The organism is Acidimicrobiia bacterium, from assembly GCA_040881685.1.
In the GTDB taxonomy this organism is placed as follows: Bacteria; Actinomycetota; Acidimicrobiia; order IMCC26256; family PALSA-555; genus SHVJ01.
On record JBBECS010000054.1, the window covers coordinates 182193 to 203230 of the forward strand.

Below are 21038 nucleotides of genomic sequence, written 5' to 3' on the forward strand. Positions count from 1 at the left end.
GTATGTTCCATCCGTGCGAGTCGGGCTCTTTCTTCCGAGCGTCAGTCCGGTGGGAACGCCGGAGTTCCTGACCGCGTACGGCACGGCGGCTGAAGACGCAGGCTTCGCGTCGTTATGGGTCGGCGAGCACGTGGTGTTCGTCGACGAGTACTCGTCCAAGTACCCCTACTCCGACGACGGCCGACTCGGCATCCCACACGACGTCGGTCTGCTCGAGCCCTTCGCCACGCTGTCGTTCCTCGCGTCGGCAACGGACCGGATCCGGCTTGGCACCGCCGTGTGCCTCGTGCCCCAGCGCAACCCCGTCTACACGGCGAAGTCGGTGTCGACCCTCGATTGGCTCTCGGGCGGCCGCATCGACTTCGGCGTCGGGATCGGTTGGCTCCGCGAGGAGTTCGAGGCGCTGAACGAGCCGTTCGAACGGCGCGCCGCGCGCACGCGTGAGTACCTCGCCGTGATCCGCACCCTGTGGCGAGACGAGCTGTCGTCGTACGAGGGCGAGATGTACCAGCTGCCGCCATGCCGGATGTTTCCGAAGCCGGTGCAAGCAGGCGGCCCACGCATCTACTTCGGCGGCGAGACCGATCCCGCGCTGCGTCGCGTCGCCGAAATCGGCGACGGTTGGCACGGCTTCAACCATCTCCCCGACAGTGCGGCCGCGTCAGTGAAGCGTCTCGACGGATTCCTGAGTGATGCCGGCCGTTCGCTCGACGACATCGACATCACGATCGGCACGTACATGCAAGCGGTCGACCTCGCACACCTGAGCGCGTACCGCGACGCCGGTGTGAACCAGCTCGTGCTCCCGGCGTTCGCCCCTGACCCCGACGGGGTGCGCACAGTGATCGCCGAGCTGGGTGACAAGTTCGTGGGTGCCGCCGCCGCGCTCTAGCCACTAGACCGCGTCGTCAGGCGCGCCGACGCCGCGCGGTGAAGTCTCGACCGAGATGAGGCCGTTGTACACGCCCACCACGTCGACCCGGCCGAGCCGTGTGCGCTTGGGCACCGCAGCCAGGACGATCGCGGCGCGCTCGAACGTGACCGAGCCGTACGCGCCGGGGACGACGAGACCGGTGAGCGTCTCACGCGTCAACGGCTGCTCGAACGCACCGCTCACGGGATCGAGCGTGGCGCTGTACGAGATCACGAAGAAGCACAGCGCTCCCCCGTCGCGCGCCGCGACGCACACCGGTTGACTCTCCGACGGTCGGAACGCAAAGTCCACCCTTGCCTCGTTGATCGGCAGCTGCTCGATCTCGCCGAGGAACAGCGCAACTGCGTCGGTCGTGAGAAGACCCGGCTCGAACGGCTTGGAGATCGCACCCCCGGCGGCGCTCCGCTGCCACAGCCGGGCGAGCTTCGGAGCCAGCTTCCGCGGGTTCACCTGGAGCGACGCGGCCTGCTTCCCTTTGACCAGCGTCGCGAGCCCGTGGTCGTCGGTTGCCACATCCGGCACGTCCGCCTCGGGCAGGAACGACGCGGCCAGCGTGGCCTTCCACGGCTCGTCGGCGCTCGCCTGTGCGAACGCGAGCAGCTGGGTCGTCGGCTCATCGGGCAACTCCGGTGATGTGAGTCGCTCGAGCGCGAAGAACGTGAGGGGGTAGCTCGACTGGTCGGGTACGAACACCTCGACCTCGTTGACGGTGAACGGATCGCCGAGCGTCGTCTCGCCTCGACCCCGGTACTCGCGGAACACCGAGTCGTCGATCGTCTTGATCGGCGGAGCCTCGATCTCGGCTTGGCCCTCGACGTTCAGCGTGGCGTTGTTCAGCGTGTTCCTCGCGTTGTAGTCGTCGACGATGCGCTCGGCCGCCGTCGTGGTGGGCGGCAACACGAGTTCGCCCGCGGGCGCCGGCGCTGAGGTGGCCACGAGGGTCGCGCTCGTCGAGACGACCACCAGCACCGCAGTCAGCGCGAATCGGAGCTTGCGCACGGATCGCATGGTATGGCAGCACTCTCGCCGGTCTGCCACAGACCCCGCGGGACCCGACCTACTCGTACGATGTCGGCACCCGGGAGCGAGGAAAGGGATCACGATGACTGAGCGCACCTTCGGTGACGTGGCGACGAAGCTGCTGTTCGAGAACGACCGCGTGAAGGTCTGGGAGCTCGCACTGGAACCGGGCGAGACGTCCGATCTGCACGAGCACCATCACGACTACCTGCTCATCCAGCTCGAGGGCGACAAGATCGCAGGCATCTTCGAGGAGGACACGCACGGCGCGTATCCACCTGGCATCGTCGAGGGCGACGTGGCGTTCGGCAACGTCTTCTACACGGAAAAGGGTGGCGTCGAGACGGCAAAGAACACCGGCAAGCAGTCGTACCGCGAGATCCTCGTCGAGCTGAAGGACTGACGCCCTGCCCGAAGCCGGCGCGCTCGCGGGACTGCGCGTCCTCGAGCTCGCTTCGTTCTACGCCGCGCCCGAGATCGGCGCCATGCTCGGCGATCTCGGCGCCGACGTGGTGAAAGTCGAGCCGCCCGGCGGTGATCCGATGCGCCAGATGGGAGTCGTGCGCGACGGCGTGTCGCGCAACTGGACCTGGGTCGGCCGCAACAAGCGCTCGATCGTGCTCGACCTGCTGGCCACGGCTGACCACGCCACGTTCCGACGCTTGGTCGGCGCCACCGACGTGCTGATCGAGAACCTCGACGCCAAGACGCGGGAGGGCTGGCAATGCGGCTACGACGCGCTGTCGGCGGTGAATCCACGCCTCGTCGTCGTCAGCGTGAGCTGTTACGGCCTGACGGGGCCGTACGCCGATCGCGCCGGGGCCGGAACCCTCGCCGAAGCGTTTGGCGGGCTGGCCCACATGACGGGCAACGCCGACGGGCCGCCGACGCTCGCTTCGGTCGCGCTCGGAGACACGCTCACTGCGTTCGGCGGCGTGATCGGCGCGCTCGCCGCGTGTTGGTGGCGCGACGCCGCACCGGGGAGCGACGGGCGTGGCCGACTCGTCGACGTCACGATGTACGACCCGATCCTCCAGGTGATGGGTGCGACCATCCACACGTACGACCCGGACGCCGGTGCCGAGCCACCCGGGCGGAGCGGCAGCCGCGTGCACGGCGGCGCGCCCCGCAACGTGTACCGCACGAAGGACGACGGCTGGGTCGCGGTCTCGGGCACGACCGATGCCCAGGTGGCGCGCGTGCTCGCGCTGACTGGAAACGACACCACGTCGGCGCATGAACGTTTCGGCACACCGAGCGCACGACTCGTCGCGGTCGACGAGCTCGACGCGCTCGTCGGCGCGTGGATCGCCGCTCACGATCGCGACGCCGTGCTCACCGCCTTCGTCGATGCACGGGTCCCGATCGCGCCGGTCAACGACGTGCGCGACCTGCTCGGCGACCCGCACCTCGCGGCGCGCGGCGACCTCCACCGCATTCTCGGCGGTCGGGCCCCCGACCTCGACGGGCACCGCGACGAGGTCCTTCGCGACTGGCTGGGCGAGGCGCGCTAACCGGTCTTGAGCCAGGAGCGGATCACGCAGAGCGGGCGAAAGCCCATCGCGGCGTACATGTCCTTGGGTGTGTCGTCGATGCGGGCGCTGATGTTCACGCCCTTGGCCCCTCGGGCTCGGGCGTCGTCGACCGAGTGCCGGATGAGGGCGGTCGCGATGCCGCGATGGCGGTAGTCGGGATGGGTGAACAGGTCCTCGACCTTGCCGACGCCATTCGTGCCCGGCCACGCCGAGAAGAACGCACAGTCGGTGCGCTTGACCGACGCCAGCCAGAAGGCGAGCGCCGGTGCCTTGTAACGCTTGGTCGCAACGACCTGGCGGGTCGTCTCGTCCGAGATCGGTTCACGCCCTTCCTGCGCCTCCTCCACATGGTCCATGCGAAAGAGGTCTTGGAGCGACGCCCAGTCGGCGTCGGACTCGACGGGGCGGATCGTGACGCCGCGCGGGGCACTCCCGCCCGCGAGATCACCCTCGAGCAGCATCGCGAGCTCGTCACGCCGTTCGTACCCGTCGAGCGCGAGTCGGGCTTCGAACGTGGGCGGCGTCGCGCCGTCGATGATGAACTGCCGATGCCTCGACGCGCTGAGCAACTCGTCGGAGCGCTCGAGGACGGTGTTGATCTCCTTGGGCGTGCTCGCCCGGACGCGAGTGCCGTGGTTGGCGTCGTACACGTTCGGGGCGTCGGGGTTGCGTACGAAGCACCCGAGCGGGCCGTCGATCACTTCGTTCCCCAGCGCGAGGTAGCCGAGGACTGTCTCGAAGACGCGCGCGAGCAGCTCACCAGGCACGGTGGTCGAACTTATCGGGCCGCGCCTTGCGACTCCTTGGCCTGGAGCGCGAGGAGCTCGGCTTCGAGGTCGGGCTCCGCCTCGACGTGCAGGCGCGGGATCCACTCGAGCCAGCGCGGGAACCACCAGTTCGCCTTGCCGAGCAACTCCATGGTCGCGGGCACGAGCACGACGCGCACGACCGTCGCGTCGATGAAGATCGCGGTCGCGAGGCCGAGGCCGAACAGCTTGATCACCCGCAGATCACCGAGCACGAAGCTCGCGAACACCATGACCATGATCGCCGCGGCCGCGGTGATCACCCGCGCAGTGGCGGCCAGCCCGTCGGCGACCGCGAGCGCGTTGTCGCCGCTGCGGTCGTACTCCTCGCGGATTCGGGAGAGCAGGAACACCTCGTAGTCCATCGAGAGCCCGAACACGATCGCAAAGAGCATCATCGGTACGAACGGCTCGATCGGCCCCGAGCCGCTGGTGTTGAGCACGTCGCTGAGCCAGCCCCAGTTGAACACGGCGACCACCACGCCGTACGCGGCGCCAATCGACAGCAGGTTCATCACCACGGCCTTTACCGGCACCAGCACGGAGCGGAACACCGCGAGGAGCAGCAGGAAGCTCAGGCCGAGCACGCCTCCGATGAACACGGGCAGGCGTGACGACAGCGTCTCCGTCGTGTCGACGCCACCGGCGGTGATCCCACCCACGTCAACACGCGCACCCGTGCCGCGGATGGCGCCCGGGATCACATCGGCACGCAGCCGGTCGATCAGCTCCTGGGTCTTCTCGCTCTGCGGCGACGTCGTCGGGATCACCTGGATGACGGCCACCTGCTCGTCGGGACTCGGGAACGTCGGCCCGACCTGCTCCACGCCGTCGACGCCTTCGAGGCCGTCGGCGAGCCGGTCGAGCGACTCGGGGCCACCGGGTGTGCGCGCCGCCAGGATCAGCGGGCCGTTGAAGCCGGGCCCGAACCCGTCGGAGAGGAGGTCGTACGCGCGGCGCGTGGTGTCGGTGCGGGGGTTGTTCCCCGTGTCGGAGAAGCCGAGCCGCAAGGAGAAGAACGGGACCGCCAGGATCACCAGCACCGCGAGCCCGGCGAGGGCAGCCGTCCACGGGCGTCGCTGCACGAAACGGCTCCAGCGGAACCACACGCTCTCGCGGGTGACGTTCTCCCGGCGGTGCAGACCAGGGATGCGGAGCTTGTCGATGTTGTGACCGACGAAGCCGAGCAGCGCGGGCACGAACGTCACCGACGCCAGCATGGTCACGAGCACCGTTGATGCCGCGCCCGCGCCGAGACCCCGGATGAAGTCGACGCCCATGAGGAACAACCCGCAGAGCGAGATCACCACGGTCGCGCCGGCGAAGAGCACCGCGCGCCCGGCGGTGTCGATGGCAAGCACCGTTGCGCGCTCGGGGTCGAGGCCGTCGTGCAGCCCCTGCCGGAAGCGGGTAACGATGAACAGCGCGTAGTCGATGCCGACGCCGAGACCGATCATCGCCGCGAGCTGGGTGGTGAACTCCGGCACCGTCATCACGTTCGAGAGCAACGCGACGAGCGCGAACCCACACCCGATGCCGAAGATCGCGGTGAGGATCGGCAAGCCCATCGCGAGCAGCGAACCGAATGCAACCAACAGGATGACGATTGCCGCGAGCAAGCCGATCATCTCGGACGCGCCGCCGAACTGGTCGATGACGAACATGCGCCCGCCGACCTCGAGCGTCGCGCCATCGACCTTCGTGCCCGCGTCGGCGAGCTCGATGATGCGTTCGGCGACGGCCTGTCGGATCTCGGTGGCGCGGTCGGCGAACTGGATCTCGGCGTACGCGATCTGCCCGTCGGGGGCGACCTGGCGCGCGCCCCCGGATTCGTAGGGACTGATCGTGCCGGTGACCTGGTCGACCCGCTCGATCCTCTGCAGGAGCTGCTCGACTCGAGCCTGCACCGAGGGCTGGTCGACGCCGCGGGGCGCGCTGATCACGATCTGGCCGGTGTCGCCGGCGCGCTCGGGGAACGCCTCGGTGAGCAGATCCTGGGCTCGGGCAGACTCCGTGCCCTGGAGCCGGAACCCTTCCTGGTAGTCGTCGCCGACGTTGCCGGACAGTGCGCTGAGCCCGACCAGCAGGAGGATCCAGGCGAGGACCGTCAAGCGGCGACGCCGGAAGCAGAGGGTGGCGACGCGGCGGAGCACGTCGCGTGTCTAGCGCGCTCCTCAGGTCCCGTTCGTACCCGCGGGGACGTCGAGGCACTGCAGCACGTCGGCGTCGATGGCCGACGCCTCGGGGCCGAACTTGAGCACGAGCGTGCCCAACATGGCGCAGCTCGGGCACCGCAGCGCGGCGACTGCGAGCATGTCGTCGGGGTCGGACGCGCCTTCGAGGCGCACGAGCCGATGGTCGCCGACCATCTCGTTCGCCGGCGTGCGCGCGTGACATCCGGCACATTCGACGATCGAGCCTTCGCGAGCGATGAACTGCCCGGTGTATCCGTCGGCCTCGAATGCGTCGATCACTTCGAGCAGGGTGAGCCCGTCGAAGGCCATGTCATCCATCGGTGAGTCCGACGCCACGATCGAACCGTAGACGTCCGCATCGACCAGCCCTGACTTCAGCAGGGGTAGCCGTCGAAGTTGACCGTCACGCTCGCTTGTGAACGGTTGCCGACCAGCGTGCGGTCGACGGCCGTCACGGTGAAGACCTGGCCACGGTAGGGACGCGGCCGGCTCCCCTGATAGCGGTCGCCGTCCGCCGCCTTGTGCATCCGGAATGTGCCGGGCGGTGTGATCCACTCGCCGGGGAAGTCGGGATCAGGGACACCCGACCACGCCAACGTGGCCACTGCGACACCCGCGGGGTCGGTGATGTCGGCCGCGAACACGCAACCCATGAAGCGCAGGTTGGAGATGGCCGGCCCGGTCGAGTCGGCGATCGGAACCGGGTTGCGCGGGATCGGCACCTCGGCGGGGGGTGCCGGGGGTGCCGGCGGAGCCACTTCGGCCTCCACCACTTCTGCGGGTCGCGCCTCGGGGGCAGCCGGTGCCTCAGGCGCCGGCGCCTGTGGCGGCGCGGTGGTCGTGATCTCCGGGGCGTCGACCAATGGCGTGGAGCGGTCGGAGCCGAGGGCCCGTGAAGACTCGGTCCCTCCAGATCCCAGCAACAGCAGGGCGACGAGACCCGCGACGACACAGGTCGAGATCCCGGCGATGGTGCGACGGCGAGTGGTGCCCACGAGATTTCCTCCTCTGAGCCGGCGGGTGCCGGCCGTTCGGGGAGGAGAGTCCCGGTCGGGCCCCGACCTAACGCTTTTCGGTGTGGTCGCGACCGGTTACGTGGCGGGATCGCCGCCGAGGTTGCCCCAGAGGACCTGCCCCGAGGGCTGACCCGTGACGGTGAACCCGTGCGAAGCGGCCCAATCGCGACCTGCGGCCTCCAGCGGCGGGTGACCCGACTCGAGAAATTGAAGCGCTATCTCCCCCGCGCGGTCCGCATCGCTCATGGCGTTGAGGGCTGCGATCAAGACCTCCTCACTGCCCGGCTTGCCCAGCTGGATGTAGAAGTTCATGAGATCCGCGACGAGTGCGAGATCGCGATCGTCGAGCGCCTGGTCGAGTGGTGCGACGAGTGCAAGATCGGTCGCAGCCATCTCGATCAGCGCGAACTCGGCGTTGGCGCGTGGATCGACACGCGGATCGTCCACGACGACTCTCGGGCGGGCAACCTCGATCAGGCGCGGAACGGCGGGACTTCCGATCTCCGCCAGCAGACCAGCCGCGGCGAATCCGTCCGGACTCGCGAGCTTGGCGATCAGCGTCTCCACGATGCCCGGCCAGGCGGCCGCGACCGCGTCCTCGTCCTTTTTCTCGATCGCCTTGAGCAGGTCGATCACCAGGGTCTGGGTGTCGACGTCGGCCGTGGGAAGAGCGTTGCCGAGCGGGGCGATTGCACCGACGCCGATGGAGGCCACGGCTCGTTCGATCGCGGCCTGACGGCGATCGTCGCCGAACGAACCCGTGCTCTCTTCGAGCAACGTGTCGACGACCAATGGCGCGCTCTCGTCCAACTTCCCGAGCGACGCCGCGGCCGCGTTGCGTACCTTCCGCTTGGAATCGTCGATCGCGAGCCCCACCAACGCTTCGGCCGTCTCCTCGAGATCGATCGCCGCGAGCGTCTTGGTTGCTCGCACGCGGGTCTTCGTGGTGACCTTGCGCGTCTTGGTCGCGACGTCGATCAGCTGACCCTCGATCAGCTCGAGAGCGGCGGCGGCACGCTTGTTGCTCTCGGCCTTGCGCGCGAGCGTGCGGATCGGTTTGGGATCGAGAAGGTCGGCGAGCTCGCGCGCGGCATCGTCGCGGTCGGCGCGGCTCGAGCTCTTCAGGATGGTCTGGATCAGCTCCTTGTCCGGGCTGGCCGCGTTCGCCGGGGACGCGCCGACGACGGCGATGACCACGAGCACAGCGACCAGGACCCGAGCGCAGTACCGACTCGGGTTTTTGCGCGTGATGCAATCCTCGCGGGTTCGATCGTTCATGCATCCCCCGCCCCGCTCCGTGCAACACCGGGCTCGTGCGGGCCCAGCGTACGTCTGCGACACTCGGTTGGTGAAGGGGGTCGTACTCGCCGCCGGCGAAGGGCGGCGTCTCCGGCCGCTCACCGAGCTGCTGCCGAAGGCGCTGTGCCCCGTCGGCAACCGCCCGCTGCTCGATCGTGCGCTCGAGCGTCTGCACACGGCTACCGACGACGTCGCGGTCAACGTTCACTCGCACCGCGAGCAGATGGAGCAGCACCTCTCGGCGTGCGCACCGGCCGTGCATGTGTCGGTCGAGCCCGACGAGCTCCTCGGCACCGCTGGCGCGATCGGCCAGCTGCGCGAGTGGATCGACGGCGACGCAGCGGTCGTCACCAACGTCGACGCGCTCACCACACCCGACCTCTCGGACCTGATCGATGGCTGGGACGGCGAGCGCATCCGCCTCCTCGTGGCATTCGACGATCGCCAGCCCGACTTCGACGGGCTCTGGAAGTACGTCGGTGCGTGCGTGTTGCCGTGGTCAGCGGTGCGCGACCTCGAAGCGCGACCCTCGCATCTCTTCACCGAGCGCTGGCAGCCCGCGGCCGAAGCCGGGACGCTCGACCTGGTGCCGACGCGTTCGTTCTTCACCGATTGCGGCACGCCACTTCGCTACCTCGGTGCGAACCTCGTCGTCTCGGGCGGCACGTCAGTCATCAGCGAAGACGCGCGCGTCGAGGGAACGGTGGAGGCGTCGGTCGTGTGGCCAGGTGCACGCGTCGAGGCCGGCGAGCACCTTCGCTTCGCGATCCGCCTCAGCGACGGACGCACGGTGCAGCCGTTGGCGAGCTGACTACCAACCCACCTGACCGTCGACGAGCTCGCGGATGAGATCCGCGTGCCCGTTGTGCCGCGCGTACTCCTCGATCATGTGCACGTAGATCCATCGCAGCGAGCACGGCTGACCGTGGCGGAGCCCCGTGTCGTCGAGCTGGTGCCGGGCAGCTGCCGCTCGAGCAAGGTCGCACTCCGCGTGCCACGCCGCCAGGTCGGCATCCCAGTCGGCATCGTCGAGGGGGACGAGCTCGCTGTCGTCAATGTTCGGGTCGAGAAAGACGCCCGGGAGATCCTGCTCACCGAGGAGCACGCGTCGGAACCAGTTCCGCTCGACCTCGGTGCAATGACGGAGCAGGCCGTGCAGGGACAGCTTCGAAGACGGAACCGGCCTCGCTGTGCGCGCGGCGTCGTCGAGCCCTTCACATTTCAGCAGCAGCGTGGTGCGGTGGAACTCGAGCCACGCTTCGAGCATCTCGCGCTCGGCGAGGACGTAGGGCGGCTCGGCTCGCCGGGGATCGGAGAGATCCTCGATCACGACGGCTCGCCGAAATTGGGGTCGCGTCCGAGCAGCCCGAGCATCCGGTCCTGCAACGGCGCAGTTTCCGGAACCGCCACGAGCGGACCGAACACGACCATCCCGGGACCGAACGCGCCGGGCGTGCGCATCTCATCGGGGATCTCCTGCATGCTCGGCCACATCCGCTCCACCTCCTCCGGATCGATGGTGGCGTCCTGACCGGTCGCAGCGGCGAGGTCCCATCCGTGGAGCACGAGGTCGGCGCTCACGACCTGGTCGACCGTCTCCTCGATCGACAGACGGCCCGCGGGAGAGTCGTGCACGGACGCGGCGATCTCCGGATCGTTCAGCACGCCCTCGACATCGGCGCGCGCCGCTCGGTACGCGGCCAGCGGATCCTGTTCCACCGACGGCGCCGGGCTGAGCGTGCGGTCGAGTGGGCGCAGCATCACGCCGTGCATGTCGATGATGTGCTGCACGACGCCGCGTGCGTCCCAGTCGTCGCACGGCGACTGGTTGGACCATTGGTGCGGTTGCACCGCCGCGACCTTTTGCTCGAACAGGTCGGCCCGGCGCCGGTAGCGGTCAGCGATCTCGGTCACGGCCCGATGTTGCCCGATTCCGAAGCAGTCCCGCACGGATGCCGCTAGACACTTGGCGTGACCGACCAGCGGCGCGTCATCGAGCTGCGCATCCATGGCGTCAGCGGAACGCCGGTCGAGCACATCCTCGACACCCCTGCCGTCGTTCTCGTCGCGGGCGACGAGCTCTCCGGCTTCTGGCGTCCCCTTGTCCAACCGAAGCGAGAGCCCACCTCACCGCAAGGACGCGTGCCCGTTCTCGAGGGATACCGGTGGGGTGGACTGACGTCGCGGGTCGCGACCGCGGCGCTGTGGGTCGTGCTTGCTCCGTTCGCCCTCGTCAACGCGGCCGGCGCCATGCATCTGACCGACACCAAGAAGCCGGTCGGCGAGTACCGCGGGATCGCCCGAGGGCTCGAGGGCTGGTTGGTACGGCTGTTCGCGCTCTCGCTGACGTTGATGCTCGTGCTCGCGGCGTTTGTCACGGCGGTCGACATCGTCGCCTGGCAAGGCCACCGGTCGGGTAGCGGTATCGTCGGCTTCCTCGACTGGTCGTGGCTCGACACGCCGGAGCAACGCGTCGCCGTGCTCGCCCTCGTGCCCGTGGTCGTGCTGATCGGCCTCGCGCGTGTCGGCAAGAAGACGTTCGAGCGCTACGAGGACTATCCGGCGTCCAAACCGGCCCCCGAGGTGACGGGCGCGAACGCGGGTACACCGCTCGAGTGCGCCGACTTCTGGAACGGCGCCGAGCGCGCTCGACCGTTCCAGCGGACGCACACCGCAGCCGGGCTCTCGTTCATCGCGCTGCTCGTTGCAATCGTGCTCACGAGGACGGATGCCACCGGGTCCTGGGTCTGGATTGTCCCAGCCGTGGCGCTCGGAGCGAGCATGCTCCTCTGCGCGCTCCCCCAGCGGTCGGGCGCGGCTGCGATCTCCGTGATGATCGCCGCCGTACTGATCTTGGGCGCGCTGCTCATGTACACGTACTTCGAGGCGGACTTCACGACCGACGACAGCCTCACGCTCCCTGGAAGCACGACGACGGTGCAGGTGATGTTCGGCGCGCAGCTCGGCACGTTGATGGTGCTTGCCGCCTTCGGCTTCTACCGCTGGACCCGTCTACACGCGTTCGTGCACCTTCGGCTCTGGGGGACCGGCACGTTCTGCGTGTCGCTCGGCGCCTTCGTGATCGGTGCCGCGCTCTCGGCCGGTGTGATCCTGCGCGTCGCCGATCTCATCGGACGAGCCCGACCGTCGGCGGAGATCCCGAACAAGGGGAAGACGATCGTCACGCCGGCGGCGATGGCATGGGCCGCGCGCGGTGTGACTCTTGCGTGCATCGGGATCGTGGTCTTGGTGGTGGTCGTCCTCCTCGTCGTGTGGAGGGCTCGCCGCGGCCACGAGGACTCCGAAGTCGAACCACCCTCGCTGCGCAGCAAGCTCGCTGCCGCAATCGCCTGGGCGCGGCTCACGGACCGGGCCAACGTGATCATCTCGGTGGTCTCTTGGATCACGATGATCACCGCGGTCGGGGCATTCTTTGCCTCGCGCGAGGCCTACGGCGGCGATCAGCCCGGCTGGCTGCCTGGTTCGCCTGCCGTCTGGCGTGCATTCGAGGTTGCGGGCACCGTGATCGTGGTCCTCTTCGCGCTCGCGCTGGTCTTCCTCATCGTCCGCGCGTACCGGACGGAAGGACTCCGCCGGAAGGTCGGAATCCTCTGGGACCTTGCCACCTTCTGGCCACGGACCGCGCACCCACTGGGACCACCGTGCTACTCGGAGCGAGTCGTTCCCGAGCTGTCGGCGCGCGTCGCCTACTTCCTCCTCGGAGACGCCGAGATCCCCGAGCCGGGCTTCGAATCCTCCGACGTCGTCGTATCAGCGCACAGTCAGGGCAGCGTGATCGCGGCCGCCGCGCTCCTCCAGATGGCGCCGACGGACCAGATCGCGTTGCTCTCGTATGGATCCCCACTGCGTCGTCTGTATCGCTCGTACTTCCCGACGTACTTCGGCGACCCCGCGCTCGACGTGCTCTCGGGTCGAGTCGGAGCGCGCTGGCGAAACCTCTACCGACACACGGACCCCATCGGTGGTCCGGTGTTCCAAGACCCGAGCGACCCCGACCCGCCTCCCGCCTCGGTCGACACGTTCGTCACCACACCTCCGAAGCGGCGGGCAGGCGACCCCGCGCCGCCGGTGATCGAGCGCCACTCCAACTATCCCCGCGAACCCGCGTATGCCGTCGCCTTCGACTGGCTCGACGCGCAGCTGCGGGCTCAGGCACCTCCTTGACCGGTGTCTAGGGGCCGGGTGATGAAGCGCGTCCGTTACGCCGACGGACGGGCTGATTCAGCTGACGGGTTGGCGGGTCACGAGCACCCGCACCCGCGCGCGGAGCCGGGCTGCGTGGTCGGCCGCGGCCGGGAGGTTCTCGGTGTCGGTCGCGATGCGCAGGTCCCGAAGCCGGCTGTCCACCTCGGCCCGACCGGCTCCGTCAAGCCCGGCGGTGACGCGGTCGCGGATCCACTCCAGGACCGCGACGTCGCCGGCCAGAACTAAGCAGGAACTGACTCGACCGGGCTCAGGTCGCCGTAGAGGTCGCCGAGGCTGTCGGCGATCGCGTTGGCCTCGGCAACCTTCGCGTTGTACTCGTTGACGACGGCGTTGTACTGGGCGCCCAATGAGTTGGCGCGATCCACCGCGGTGTTCTGCGGACCCACGAGGTTGTTGGCCTCGTTGAAGCGACCCTGCGCACGCAGCTCGTCGATCTGGTTCGCGAGGCTGTCGGCTTCCTTTCCCGCCGCGTTCGCCTGCGCTTCGAGGTTGCCCAGCTGAGCATCGAGCGCGTCGAGCTCGGCTTCCAGCTGCTCGAATCTCGTCTCCAGGTTGTCGAACACGCTCTGGTAGCCCGCGAACAACGCGATCAACGCCGCGCGATCGTCAAAGTACTGCGCGTAGTGGCGCTCGAGCGCGCGAGACAACACCGAGACCTCCGTGCCGACGAGCGAGTGCAGCTCGTTCGCGCGCTCCTGCTCGGTGTACAGGGTCAGCGACTCTTCGAGGCGCGGCTGCGGGTTCTCGGCCACGAACTCCTCGATCATGGCGTTGACCTTCTCGCGCTCTTGACGACCAAGCCGCTCGTACGCGGCGTGGAGCATCTCGTGCGCCGCGGTCACGGGCATCACGCCCCTGATGTCAAGCCGGTCGACGCGTAGGATCGAGATCTCGTTGGTGAACTGGTCGTAGCAGCCCAAGACGAACGTGTCGTCCGCCTCGGGCAATGGGCAGTCCTCCACGAAGTCCGCCTTCTCGCGGATCACCGGAGCCGTATCGGCGAAGAGCTCGCGCCCCTCCCGAGACAGCGAGGCCTCACGCCCGAGCTCGATGACGTCTTCCTGCTCTGCTTCTTCGAGCAGCCCGCGGAGTCGCTCCGCTTCGCTCTTCGAGAAGCCCTCCTTCTCGCCCAGGGTGAACGACAGGCCCCGCGTGGACGATTCGTCATTGCCGTCGAGCACGACCAGATCGAGAACCTCACCGTCCAGCGTGAACGCGAGCCGAGCATCACCGTTCTGAGCCCCGAGGAACGCCCACAGGCTCCCGCCGCGCGCGGTGAGCCGCGCCACCACCAGGCGGCGCCCACGTCGCGCTCGCCGCAGGGTGATCCGCCCGAACTCGCTTCCGGTGAGCTGAGCGGGCCCGAGCATCAGGCGCTCCTGCTCGTTCGATGTTGCCAGCACCACGCACACCGCCGGGTCGTCACCGTCGCGTGGCGTCGTCGGCACCTTGCGGCGAAGAGCGCTGGCCTGGAGCGGATCGCAGGACGCGACGGCCGCCTCACCCGACGTGCGGGCTGCTCGCCTGAGCTTGGCCGCCTCCGACGCGACTTCGTCGAGTACGGGTCGCACGCGCACTTCGTGCTCGCGCCCGGTGACGAAGCCGGCCGCAACGTCCTCGCTCTCACCGGCCGCTACCGCGGTCGCGCCCGCCGCGACCACACAGACGACAAGCGTGAGCGCGACTCCCCCGCGCTTCATTGCGAGGACGGTAGTCCTGGGCGCGGCGACGCCCGGTACGATGATCCGTCACATGGCCGAGCGGTACGGACGATCGACACAACATGGCAGCTGACGACGGACTCGGCTTCAAGGATCCGGCGAAGAAGCGCAACCTCACGTTCGCCGTGCTACCGATCGGCAAGCTGGAGGTGATCTCGCATCAGCGCAAGGCGAGCGATGCGCACGTCAAGCGCGTCATCGGCTCGGTCGAGCGCGTCGGGTTCGTGACTCCGGTCGTGGTCGTCGAGCGCGACGACGGCGGATACTGGATCATCGACGGCCAGCACCGCTTCCTCGCGGCCCAGGAGCTCGGCCTGCGTCAGCTCCCGGCCGTGATCGTGCCGCGGGACATGGCGCGCCGCATGCTCACCCTCAACGTGGAGAAGGAGCCGAACATCCGCGAGCGTTCGGCAGTGGCGCTGTCGATCTACCAGGAGATGGCCGAGCAGCACCCGAAGATGACCGAGGACGACGCTGAAGTCGCCGACGCGGTGCAGCAGGCGCACTACGTCACGCTCGGTCTCGCCTACGCCGAGTCGGGTCGCCTCGCCGGCAGTCAGTTCGAGCCGATCCTCAAGAAATGCGACAGCTACATGGACCGGCCGCTCACCGAGTGCCTCCCAGAACGCGAGGCGCGCGCCGCGAAGGTGGTGGAGGCGCACCGGCTCGTGCGCGCGATCTCCGATGCGCTCAAGGAATCCGGCGCGTGGCACGAGTTCGTCGGCGCGCAGATCGTCTCGCACGCGAACCCGCTCAAGCGGGCGCGCAAGCAGCACTCGTTCGACGAGACATTCGACAAGATGATCGCCAAGCTCCACGACCTCGAGGAGCACCCGGAGAAGGTGCTGCGCGGGGGCTGAGGTCGGCGCGGTTGCCGCGGCGCCGAATCAGCCGGTGACGGTGCCGTCGACGACCTGAAAGAGCTCCCACTCGCCTGGGATTCCCTTGAGCGTGTGCGATCCCATCGGCTCGAAGGCCGCGGCTTGACCGGCCATCGCGGCGACGACCGATGCCGTCACGGCCACGTTGCCGTCGCCGGCTCGAGCCATCACACGCGCCGCGATGTTGACCGCCAGCCCGGACACGTCGTCACCGCGACGGTCGACGTCACCGACATGGATGCCGACGCGGACCTGCAGGTCGTCCTCAACGAGGTGGGCTGGCAGTCGCAGCGCGGTGTTCAGTGCGCCAGCCGTGGACGGGAACAGCGCGAGCACCCCGTCGCCTGTCGTCTTGATGACTCGGCCACCGCAGCGCCCGACCGCGGCACGCACTGCGGCATCGTGGCGGTCCAGCATGGACTTCCACTTCGCGTCACCGACCGACGCGGCGCGCTCCGTGGAGCCGACCAGATCGGTGAACATGACCGCCGCGAGGACACGCTCCGGTGGCGGCAGGCGCCGCTCCCCGACGACGAAGTCGGCGATCTCGGCCAATACGGCGTCGACGTCGCCCATGAAGGGGAACAGGTCTTCTCCGTCGAGCTCGACCGCCGTCGCGTTCGGGATCCGCTCCGCCGCGATCATCGCCGACTCGGGAGGGATGAACGCGCTGTCGCGCCGATGGAGCACGAGGGTCGGCGCTTTGATCCCCTCGAGCAGCTGCGCTTCGGGTCGCGCGCCGAAGGCAGATTTGAAGATGCGGCCGGCGGTGGCCGGGCTCGCGCCGAGGCGGCCGGCTCGGCTGTACCACTCGCGAAACGTTGGGTCGGCAACGCGCGACGGTGCGATCCGTTCGAGGATGTCGAACTCCCCGCTGATGTTGGCCTGGATCGCCCGCAGCTGGTCGCTGGACCAGTCCTCCCACTCGCCCTCGGTGACGATGATCGGCTCGTACAGCACGAACCGTCCCACCTGGTCGGAGTGCCTTGCGGCGAAGCGCGTCCCCACTCCGTACGTGTCCCATGCGAACACGACCGGGTCGCGCACTCCCGAGGCGATCACCACCGCCGCGAGGTCGTCGGCCCACTGGTCCAGCACCGGCTGCTCCCAGTCGACGATCGGGTCCGACAGGCCGAGACCGCGTCGGTCGAAGACGACGACCCGACCGAGCGCCTGGAGCCCGGCGAGCAGTCGGGCGAAGCCGAGCTCCTCCTCGAAGAGCTCCATCGGGATGAGGCCGCCCGACACCATCACGATGTCGTGCGGCGCGCCGTCCCAATGGTCGGCCTCGAGCACGCGGTACGCGATGTGCGTACCGTCCTCGGTCACCGCGTACTGCACATCGTTCATGGGGCGCAGTCTCGCGCTTAGGCGATCTCCACGATCGGGAGGTTGCTCAGCCGGTGACTCAGCCCATCTCGGGGATGACGCCGAGTTGGGTCATCATCCCCATGTCATCGGCGACGCCCCAGTGCTCAACCGCCTTGCCGTCGCGGACCTTCACCCGATCGAACATCGCGACCGACACCTTCTTGCCGGTCGCGGGGACGCCCGCGAGCTCGCCCTTATGGGTGCCGGTCAACAACGACTGCATCCACACCTCGTCACCCTCGACCACGGCGCTCACCGTTTCCACCTTGAGGTCGGGGAATGCGTCACGGAACATCTTCACGAAGGCGTGCAACCCCGCCCGGCCGGGCGGGACGCCGGGCGGAAGCTCCTGGTGCTCCACGAAGTCCTCCGCCACGATCTCGTCGATCGTGTCGAAGTTGCCCTTGCTCATCACCTCGTCGTTGAAGCGCTTCGCCAATGCCTTCAGGTCCGCCATGTCGCCCCTCCTTCCTGGGTCCGAGAACCACGTCCGGGCGGGATCGTAGAGGGTGGGCCTTCTCGGCGCTACGCCAGCTCCTGCATCGGGACGCCCGATCTACTCGCGGCGGAGTCGGTACCAGTGCTCGTCGGGTCGAAGGAGCACCTCCAGCGGCTTCGGAGCCGAGAACCCCGAGGGCTCGATGTCCGTGATCTTCCAGCCCGGGAACGCGGCTTCGATCTCGTTGCGTTCCACGCCGCGGATGAGCGGCCGACGACGGCGCGGCCAGCAGAGCAGCAGGACCGTCGCGTCGGGCGCCGCGATGGCGTCCACTCCTCTTCCCATCGCCTGCTGCTGTTCGGTGTCGAAGTCGTGGAATGTGCCCGTGTCAAGCACCAGGCGGAAGTCTTCGCCGACACCGGCCGCGCGCAAGTCGGTGACGTCGCCGTTGACGAGCTCCATGTCGACGTGCTCGCGGCCGGCGCGCTCGCGCGCTCGCTCGAGCGCATTCTCGATGATGTCGACGCCTGTGACGTTCCACCCGCGCTTCGCGAGCTCGATGCCCCAGATGCCGCTGCCTGTCCCGATGTCGAGCGCCCGTCCGAACGGTGCGACCCGCTCACTTTCCTCGCGTTCGAAGAGCTCCGTGATCTTGGCGGTGAACTCCGGCTGATCGACCGCGTCCTCCCACGGATGGAAGCCGATCCGGTATGCGAATCCGTAGTTCATCGGTACTCTCTCCTCGGTCGTCGAAAGGTTCAAGGAGAACGTACGAATTGCGAGGGCGCTTGCCATCGGTGGAACTACCGATCTTTCGCGATCGGTCGAGTAGGTAGGTCTGCGGACTACACGATCCCGCGCTCGTACGCGTACGCGGTCGCAGCCGCCCGGGTCGACACACCCACCTTCATGAAGATGCTGCGCACGTGGCTGTCGACGGTCCGCTCGCTGATCACGAGCTTCGTCGCGATCCCACGGTTGGTCTCGCCCGCCGCGACCAGGCCGAGCACTTCGATCTCGCGTGGCGTGAGCCCGTCGGGCCGCGACGTGGGCTGGCCTGAGAGCTCGTCGAGGCGCGCGAGCGAGGGCTTCGCGCCGAGGCGCTCGAACGTGGTGCGGGCAGCGTCGAACTCGAGCGTGGCGCCGTCTTCGTCACCCATCGCCCGGCACGCCAGCGCCAGGGAGGTGCGTGTGCTCGCGAGCTCGAACGGGGCCTCGAGATCTCGCCATGCATCCGCGGCCTGGCGCAATGCGACGAGGGCGCCGCGCTCGTCGCCGTCGGCCAGCCGCACCGCGCCGGTCGCCTGCGCGGCGCAGGCCCGCAGATACGGCGATCCGAGCTCGTCGGCGATCTGACCGAGCCCGTCGGCCGCGATGCGCGCCTCGTCGAAGTCGGATCCGGCCAGGGCGATCTCGACGTAAGGCGGCAGGAGCCGCGCCCGCGAGACCGGATCCTCCGACTGGTCGAGCGCGCGCCGGATCGCGGCGGCAGCGGCGTCGCGCTGACCCTGCGCGAGGCGCAGCTGCGCGAGCCCGGGCTGCGGGTCGCGCCCGTACAGGCTCGCCTCCCGGTACGCCGCCTCGGCCTCGTCGAACGCGCCACGCACGCGGTGCACCTCGCCGATCAGGTAGTGCGCGTTGGCCAGCACCACTGGGCCGGCGGGCTCCGCGAGCCGCGCGGGCACGCGCGTGGCCTCTGCGAGCGCGTCCAACCAGTGACCGCGGAGCCGCAAGATCTCGGCCCGGTGCACGAGGCACTCGCCTCGGTAGAGCACAAGCTCGGGTTGTGACTCGCACCAGTCGTCGAGCAACGCCGTCCAGTCGGTGGCGCGGCGGACATCGAAGAGCTCTGAGCACCCGTCGATCACCGTGCAGTAGACGTCGCCCACCGCGATCGGCGAGATCTCCCGTGCGTTGACGGAGACCACCGCTTCGTCGAGCAGCGTGACGCCCTCCACCACCTCACCGAGGTAGATGAGACAGCGACCTTCGCCCACCCGCGCCAGCGTGATCAGCTCGGTCGAGCCGTACCGCGCGCCGATCTTCGATGCCCGCGCGAACGCCGCGTGCGCACCGGCGGCGTCACCTTCGAGCACGCAGCGCAGGCCGATGCAGTACCGCAGGTACCCGTGCTCGACACATTCGAGGCCACTCTCGTCGAGCTGGCGCTGCGCCCGCTCCACCCAACCACCGCCACGTGGAATCTCGCCCAGGTTGAGGAGCCTGAACGCGAGCCAGAACGCGCAGGCTGCGGAGCGCGCGACGTCGCCCTGGCGTGTCCATTCGTGGTGAGCCCGCTCCCAGGCTGCCTCGCTCTCGGCGCGCCGGCCGGTCAGGACGGCTGCGGTCGCCAGGCGCTCGAGGTCGTCGGCAGCCAGCGCGTCCTGGCCGTCTGCCGCCGAGAGCCGCTCGAACGCCTCGCCCCAGGCCCCACGGTCGAACGCAGCCCGACCGTCCCCGAGGTCGCTTGCCACCCCGAGAGTCTGGCTGATCCTGGCGCGGGATGACGCTACGCCAGCCCCACCATCGGGAGCATGTTCTCGTCGAAGTAGTCGAGGATGCCCTCGGGCATGAGCAGCGCTCGGTCGGGCGCGAGGGCGCGCACGAACTCCACGTCGTGGCTCACCACGATCATCGTGCCCGGCCACGACGCGAGCGCCTCGCCGGTGGCGGTGCGTGATGGCGGGTCGAGGTTGTTCGTCGGCTCGTCGAGCAGCAGCACGTTGTGACGCCCGGCGACGAGCTGCGCGAGCGCGAGCTTCGTCTTCTCACCGCCCGAGAGCGTGGCCGCGTCCTGGAACGCCTTCTCGCCGCTCAACCCGAACATGCCGAGCAGCGCGCGCAGCTCACCGTCGGGCACGTCCGACGCGTCGCGCAGGTGCTCGAGCAGCGTGCGCCCGCCCTGGATGCCCTCGTGCTCCTGGGCGTAGTAGCCGACCGACACGTTGGTGCCGAGCGCGAACTCGCCGAGGTCGGCCTCGAGCCGTCCGGCGAGCACCTTGAGCAGCGTGGTCTTGCCCGCGCCGTTGAGGCCCATCACGAGGAGGCGCTCGCCGCGCCCGACGTCGAAGCTCACGTCGGAGAACACGTCGAGTTTGCCGAACGCCTTCCACACCTCGGTGACGGTGAGCGCGGTGCGCCCGCTGCGCGGCGGCGTCGGGAAGCGCAGGTTGAGCTTGCGCTTGCGCGTCGGCGCGTCGACCTGCTCCTGCCTCATGCGAGAGATGCGGCTGTCGAGGCTCTTGGCCTGGCGCGCCCGCTTCACGGTCTGGCCGCGCATGGTGTTGGCGAGCGTGGTGAGGCGGGCGATGTCGGCGTCCTGGCGGGCGCGCAGCTTGCGGAGCCGGAGCTCGTCCTGGTCGCGGGCGGTGAGGTACTGCGAGTAGGTGCCCTTGTACTCCACGAGCGTGCCGGCGCCCTCGTCGACCTCGCGGTCGATGTGGATCACGCGGGTGATGGCGTCGTCGAGCAGGTCGAGGTCGTGGCTCACCACCACCAGCGCGCCGCGGTAGGCGCGCAGGAGCTTGAGGAGCCAGGTTCGGGCGTCGGCGTCGAGGTGGTTGGTGGGCTCGTCGAGCAGCAGTAGCTCGCTGC

The 21038-nt window shown here is 68.8% G+C and carries 21 protein-coding genes; 7 read left to right on the top strand and 14 right to left on the bottom strand.

The annotated features are described in order from the left end of the window. Positions 1-13: 13 nt before the first annotated feature. Positions 14-892, top strand: a complete 879-nt coding sequence (locus tag WEE69_15555; protein ID MEX1146719.1) for an LLM class F420-dependent oxidoreductase — start codon at positions 14-16, stop codon at positions 890-892. A gap of 3 nt (positions 893-895) precedes the next feature. On the opposite strand, the gene WEE69_15560 is transcribed toward WEE69_15555, so the two are convergent. Beyond that, entirely contained in the window at positions 896-1933 is a 1038-nt protein-coding gene (locus tag WEE69_15560; protein ID MEX1146720.1) for a hypothetical protein, read from the bottom strand. A gap of 103 nt (positions 1934-2036) precedes the next feature. On the opposite strand from WEE69_15560, the gene WEE69_15565 reads away from it, so the two are divergent. Further along, positions 2037-2357: a hypothetical protein gene (locus WEE69_15565; protein ID MEX1146721.1), complete on the top strand. Its 321-nt coding sequence runs from the start codon at positions 2037-2039 to the stop codon at positions 2355-2357. Positions 2358-2388: 31 nt separating this feature from the next. Continuing rightward, positions 2389-3468: a CoA transferase gene (locus tag WEE69_15570; GenBank protein MEX1146722.1), complete on the top strand. Its 1080-nt coding sequence runs from the start codon at positions 2389-2391 to the stop codon at positions 3466-3468. Here the strand turns inward: WEE69_15570 and WEE69_15575 are convergent. The 5 genes from WEE69_15575 to WEE69_15595 form a co-directional block, all read right to left on the bottom strand. Further along, positions 3465-4256, bottom strand: coding sequence for a GNAT family N-acetyltransferase (locus WEE69_15575; GenBank protein MEX1146723.1), 792 nt, complete (start codon positions 4254-4256; stop codon positions 3465-3467). The two genes, WEE69_15570 and WEE69_15575, sit on opposite strands and share 4 nt — an antisense overlap. Before the next feature lie 11 nt (positions 4257-4267). Then, a complete protein-coding gene (locus WEE69_15580; GenBank protein MEX1146724.1) occupies positions 4268-6448 on the bottom strand; it encodes an MMPL family transporter in 2181 nt (726 codons plus the stop codon). A 21-nt stretch (positions 6449-6469) separates the two neighbouring features. Next, positions 6470-6826 (bottom strand): hypothetical protein, encoded by a 357-nt coding sequence (locus WEE69_15585; GenBank protein ID MEX1146725.1) that lies wholly within the window; start codon positions 6824-6826, stop codon positions 6470-6472. A 38-nt stretch (positions 6827-6864) separates the two neighbouring features. Then, complete coding sequence (locus tag WEE69_15590) at positions 6865-7485, bottom strand: hypothetical protein (GenBank protein ID MEX1146726.1); 621 nt, start codon at positions 7483-7485, stop codon at positions 6865-6867. A 96-nt stretch (positions 7486-7581) separates the two neighbouring features. Next, on the bottom strand, positions 7582-8784 hold the full coding sequence (locus WEE69_15595; GenBank protein MEX1146727.1) for a HEAT repeat domain-containing protein: 1203 nt from the start codon (positions 8782-8784) through the stop codon (positions 7582-7584). Between the two features lie 70 nt (positions 8785-8854). On the opposite strand from WEE69_15595, the gene WEE69_15600 reads away from it, so the two are divergent. Beyond that, on the top strand, positions 8855-9616 hold the full coding sequence (locus tag WEE69_15600; GenBank protein ID MEX1146728.1) for a sugar phosphate nucleotidyltransferase: 762 nt from the start codon (positions 8855-8857) through the stop codon (positions 9614-9616). On the opposite strand, the gene WEE69_15605 is transcribed toward WEE69_15600, so the two are convergent. Further along, a complete protein-coding gene (locus WEE69_15605) occupies positions 9617-10135 on the bottom strand; it encodes a DinB family protein (GenBank protein MEX1146729.1) in 519 nt (172 codons plus the stop codon). It lies immediately after the preceding gene. Further along, on the bottom strand, positions 10132-10719 hold the full coding sequence (locus WEE69_15610) for a TIGR03086 family metal-binding protein (protein MEX1146730.1): 588 nt from the start codon (positions 10717-10719) through the stop codon (positions 10132-10134). Before WEE69_15610 ends, WEE69_15605 begins: the two co-directional genes overlap by 4 nt. Positions 10720-10776: 57 nt before the next feature. Between WEE69_15610 and WEE69_15615 the strand changes: the two genes are divergently transcribed. Together WEE69_15615 and WEE69_15620 are read left to right on the top strand one after the other, a co-directional pair. Then, the gene (locus WEE69_15615) at positions 10777-12990 is read left to right on the top strand and encodes a hypothetical protein (GenBank protein MEX1146731.1); all 2214 of its coding nucleotides are present in this window, start codon (positions 10777-10779) and stop codon (positions 12988-12990) included. A 21-nt stretch (positions 12991-13011) separates the two neighbouring features. After that, entirely contained in the window at positions 13012-13257 is a 246-nt protein-coding gene (locus WEE69_15620; GenBank protein ID MEX1146732.1) for a hypothetical protein, read from the top strand. Here WEE69_15620 and WEE69_15625 read toward each other — a convergent pair. Further along, positions 13254-14732 carry a hypothetical protein gene (locus WEE69_15625; protein ID MEX1146733.1) on the bottom strand — a complete coding sequence of 493 codons (1479 nt, stop codon included), beginning with the start codon at positions 14730-14732 and terminating at the stop codon, positions 13254-13256. The genes WEE69_15620 and WEE69_15625 overlap by 4 nt on opposite strands. An 83-nt stretch (positions 14733-14815) precedes the next feature. Here WEE69_15625 and WEE69_15630 point away from each other — a divergent pair, with 83 nt between their 5' ends. Next, positions 14816-15613: a ParB N-terminal domain-containing protein gene (locus tag WEE69_15630; protein ID MEX1146734.1), complete on the top strand. Its 798-nt coding sequence runs from the start codon at positions 14816-14818 to the stop codon at positions 15611-15613. A gap of 27 nt (positions 15614-15640) precedes the next feature. Here the strand turns inward: WEE69_15630 and WEE69_15635 are convergent, their stop codons facing one another. The 5 genes from WEE69_15635 to WEE69_15655 form a co-directional block, all read right to left on the bottom strand. Next, positions 15641-16984, bottom strand: coding sequence for an adenylate/guanylate cyclase domain-containing protein (locus WEE69_15635; GenBank protein ID MEX1146735.1), 1344 nt, complete (start codon positions 16982-16984; stop codon positions 15641-15643). A gap of 58 nt (positions 16985-17042) precedes the next feature. Then, positions 17043-17462, bottom strand: coding sequence for an ester cyclase (locus tag WEE69_15640; protein ID MEX1146736.1), 420 nt, complete (start codon positions 17460-17462; stop codon positions 17043-17045). Positions 17463-17561: 99 nt separating this feature from the next. Next, on the bottom strand, positions 17562-18173 hold the full coding sequence (locus WEE69_15645) for a methyltransferase domain-containing protein (GenBank protein ID MEX1146737.1): 612 nt from the start codon (positions 18171-18173) through the stop codon (positions 17562-17564). A 116-nt stretch (positions 18174-18289) separates the two neighbouring features. Beyond that, positions 18290-19918 carry a LuxR C-terminal-related transcriptional regulator gene (locus WEE69_15650; protein ID MEX1146738.1) on the bottom strand — a complete coding sequence of 543 codons (1629 nt, stop codon included), beginning with the start codon at positions 19916-19918 and terminating at the stop codon, positions 18290-18292. 35 nt (positions 19919-19953) lie between these two features. After that, on the bottom strand, positions 19954-21038 hold a 1085-nt coding region (locus WEE69_15655), incomplete at its 5' end, for an ABC-F family ATP-binding cassette domain-containing protein (GenBank protein ID MEX1146739.1).

Bases quoted from the DNA above. Each gene is read 5' to 3' on its own strand.
- WEE69_15565 (MEX1146721.1), top strand. From the start codon at position 2,037: ATGACTGAGCGCACCTTCGGTGACGTGGCGACGAAGCTGCTGTTCGAG.
- WEE69_15595 (MEX1146727.1), bottom strand. From the start codon at position 8,784: ATGAACGATCGAACCCGCGAGGATTGCATCACGCGCAAAAACCCGAGT.
- WEE69_15620 (MEX1146732.1), top strand. From the start codon at position 13,012: ATGAAGCGCGTCCGTTACGCCGACGGACGGGCTGATTCAGCTGACGGG.
- WEE69_15625 (MEX1146733.1), bottom strand. From the start codon at position 14,732: ATGAAGCGCGGGGGAGTCGCGCTCACGCTTGTCGTCTGTGTGGTCGCG.
- WEE69_15630 (MEX1146734.1), top strand. From the start codon at position 14,816: ATGGCAGCTGACGACGGACTCGGCTTCAAGGATCCGGCGAAGAAGCGC.
- WEE69_15635 (MEX1146735.1), bottom strand. From the start codon at position 16,984: ATGAACGATGTGCAGTACGCGGTGACCGAGGACGGTACGCACATCGCG.
- WEE69_15640 (MEX1146736.1), bottom strand. From the start codon at position 17,462: ATGGCGGACCTGAAGGCATTGGCGAAGCGCTTCAACGACGAGGTGATG.
- WEE69_15645 (MEX1146737.1), bottom strand. From the start codon at position 18,173: ATGAACTACGGATTCGCATACCGGATCGGCTTCCATCCGTGGGAGGAC.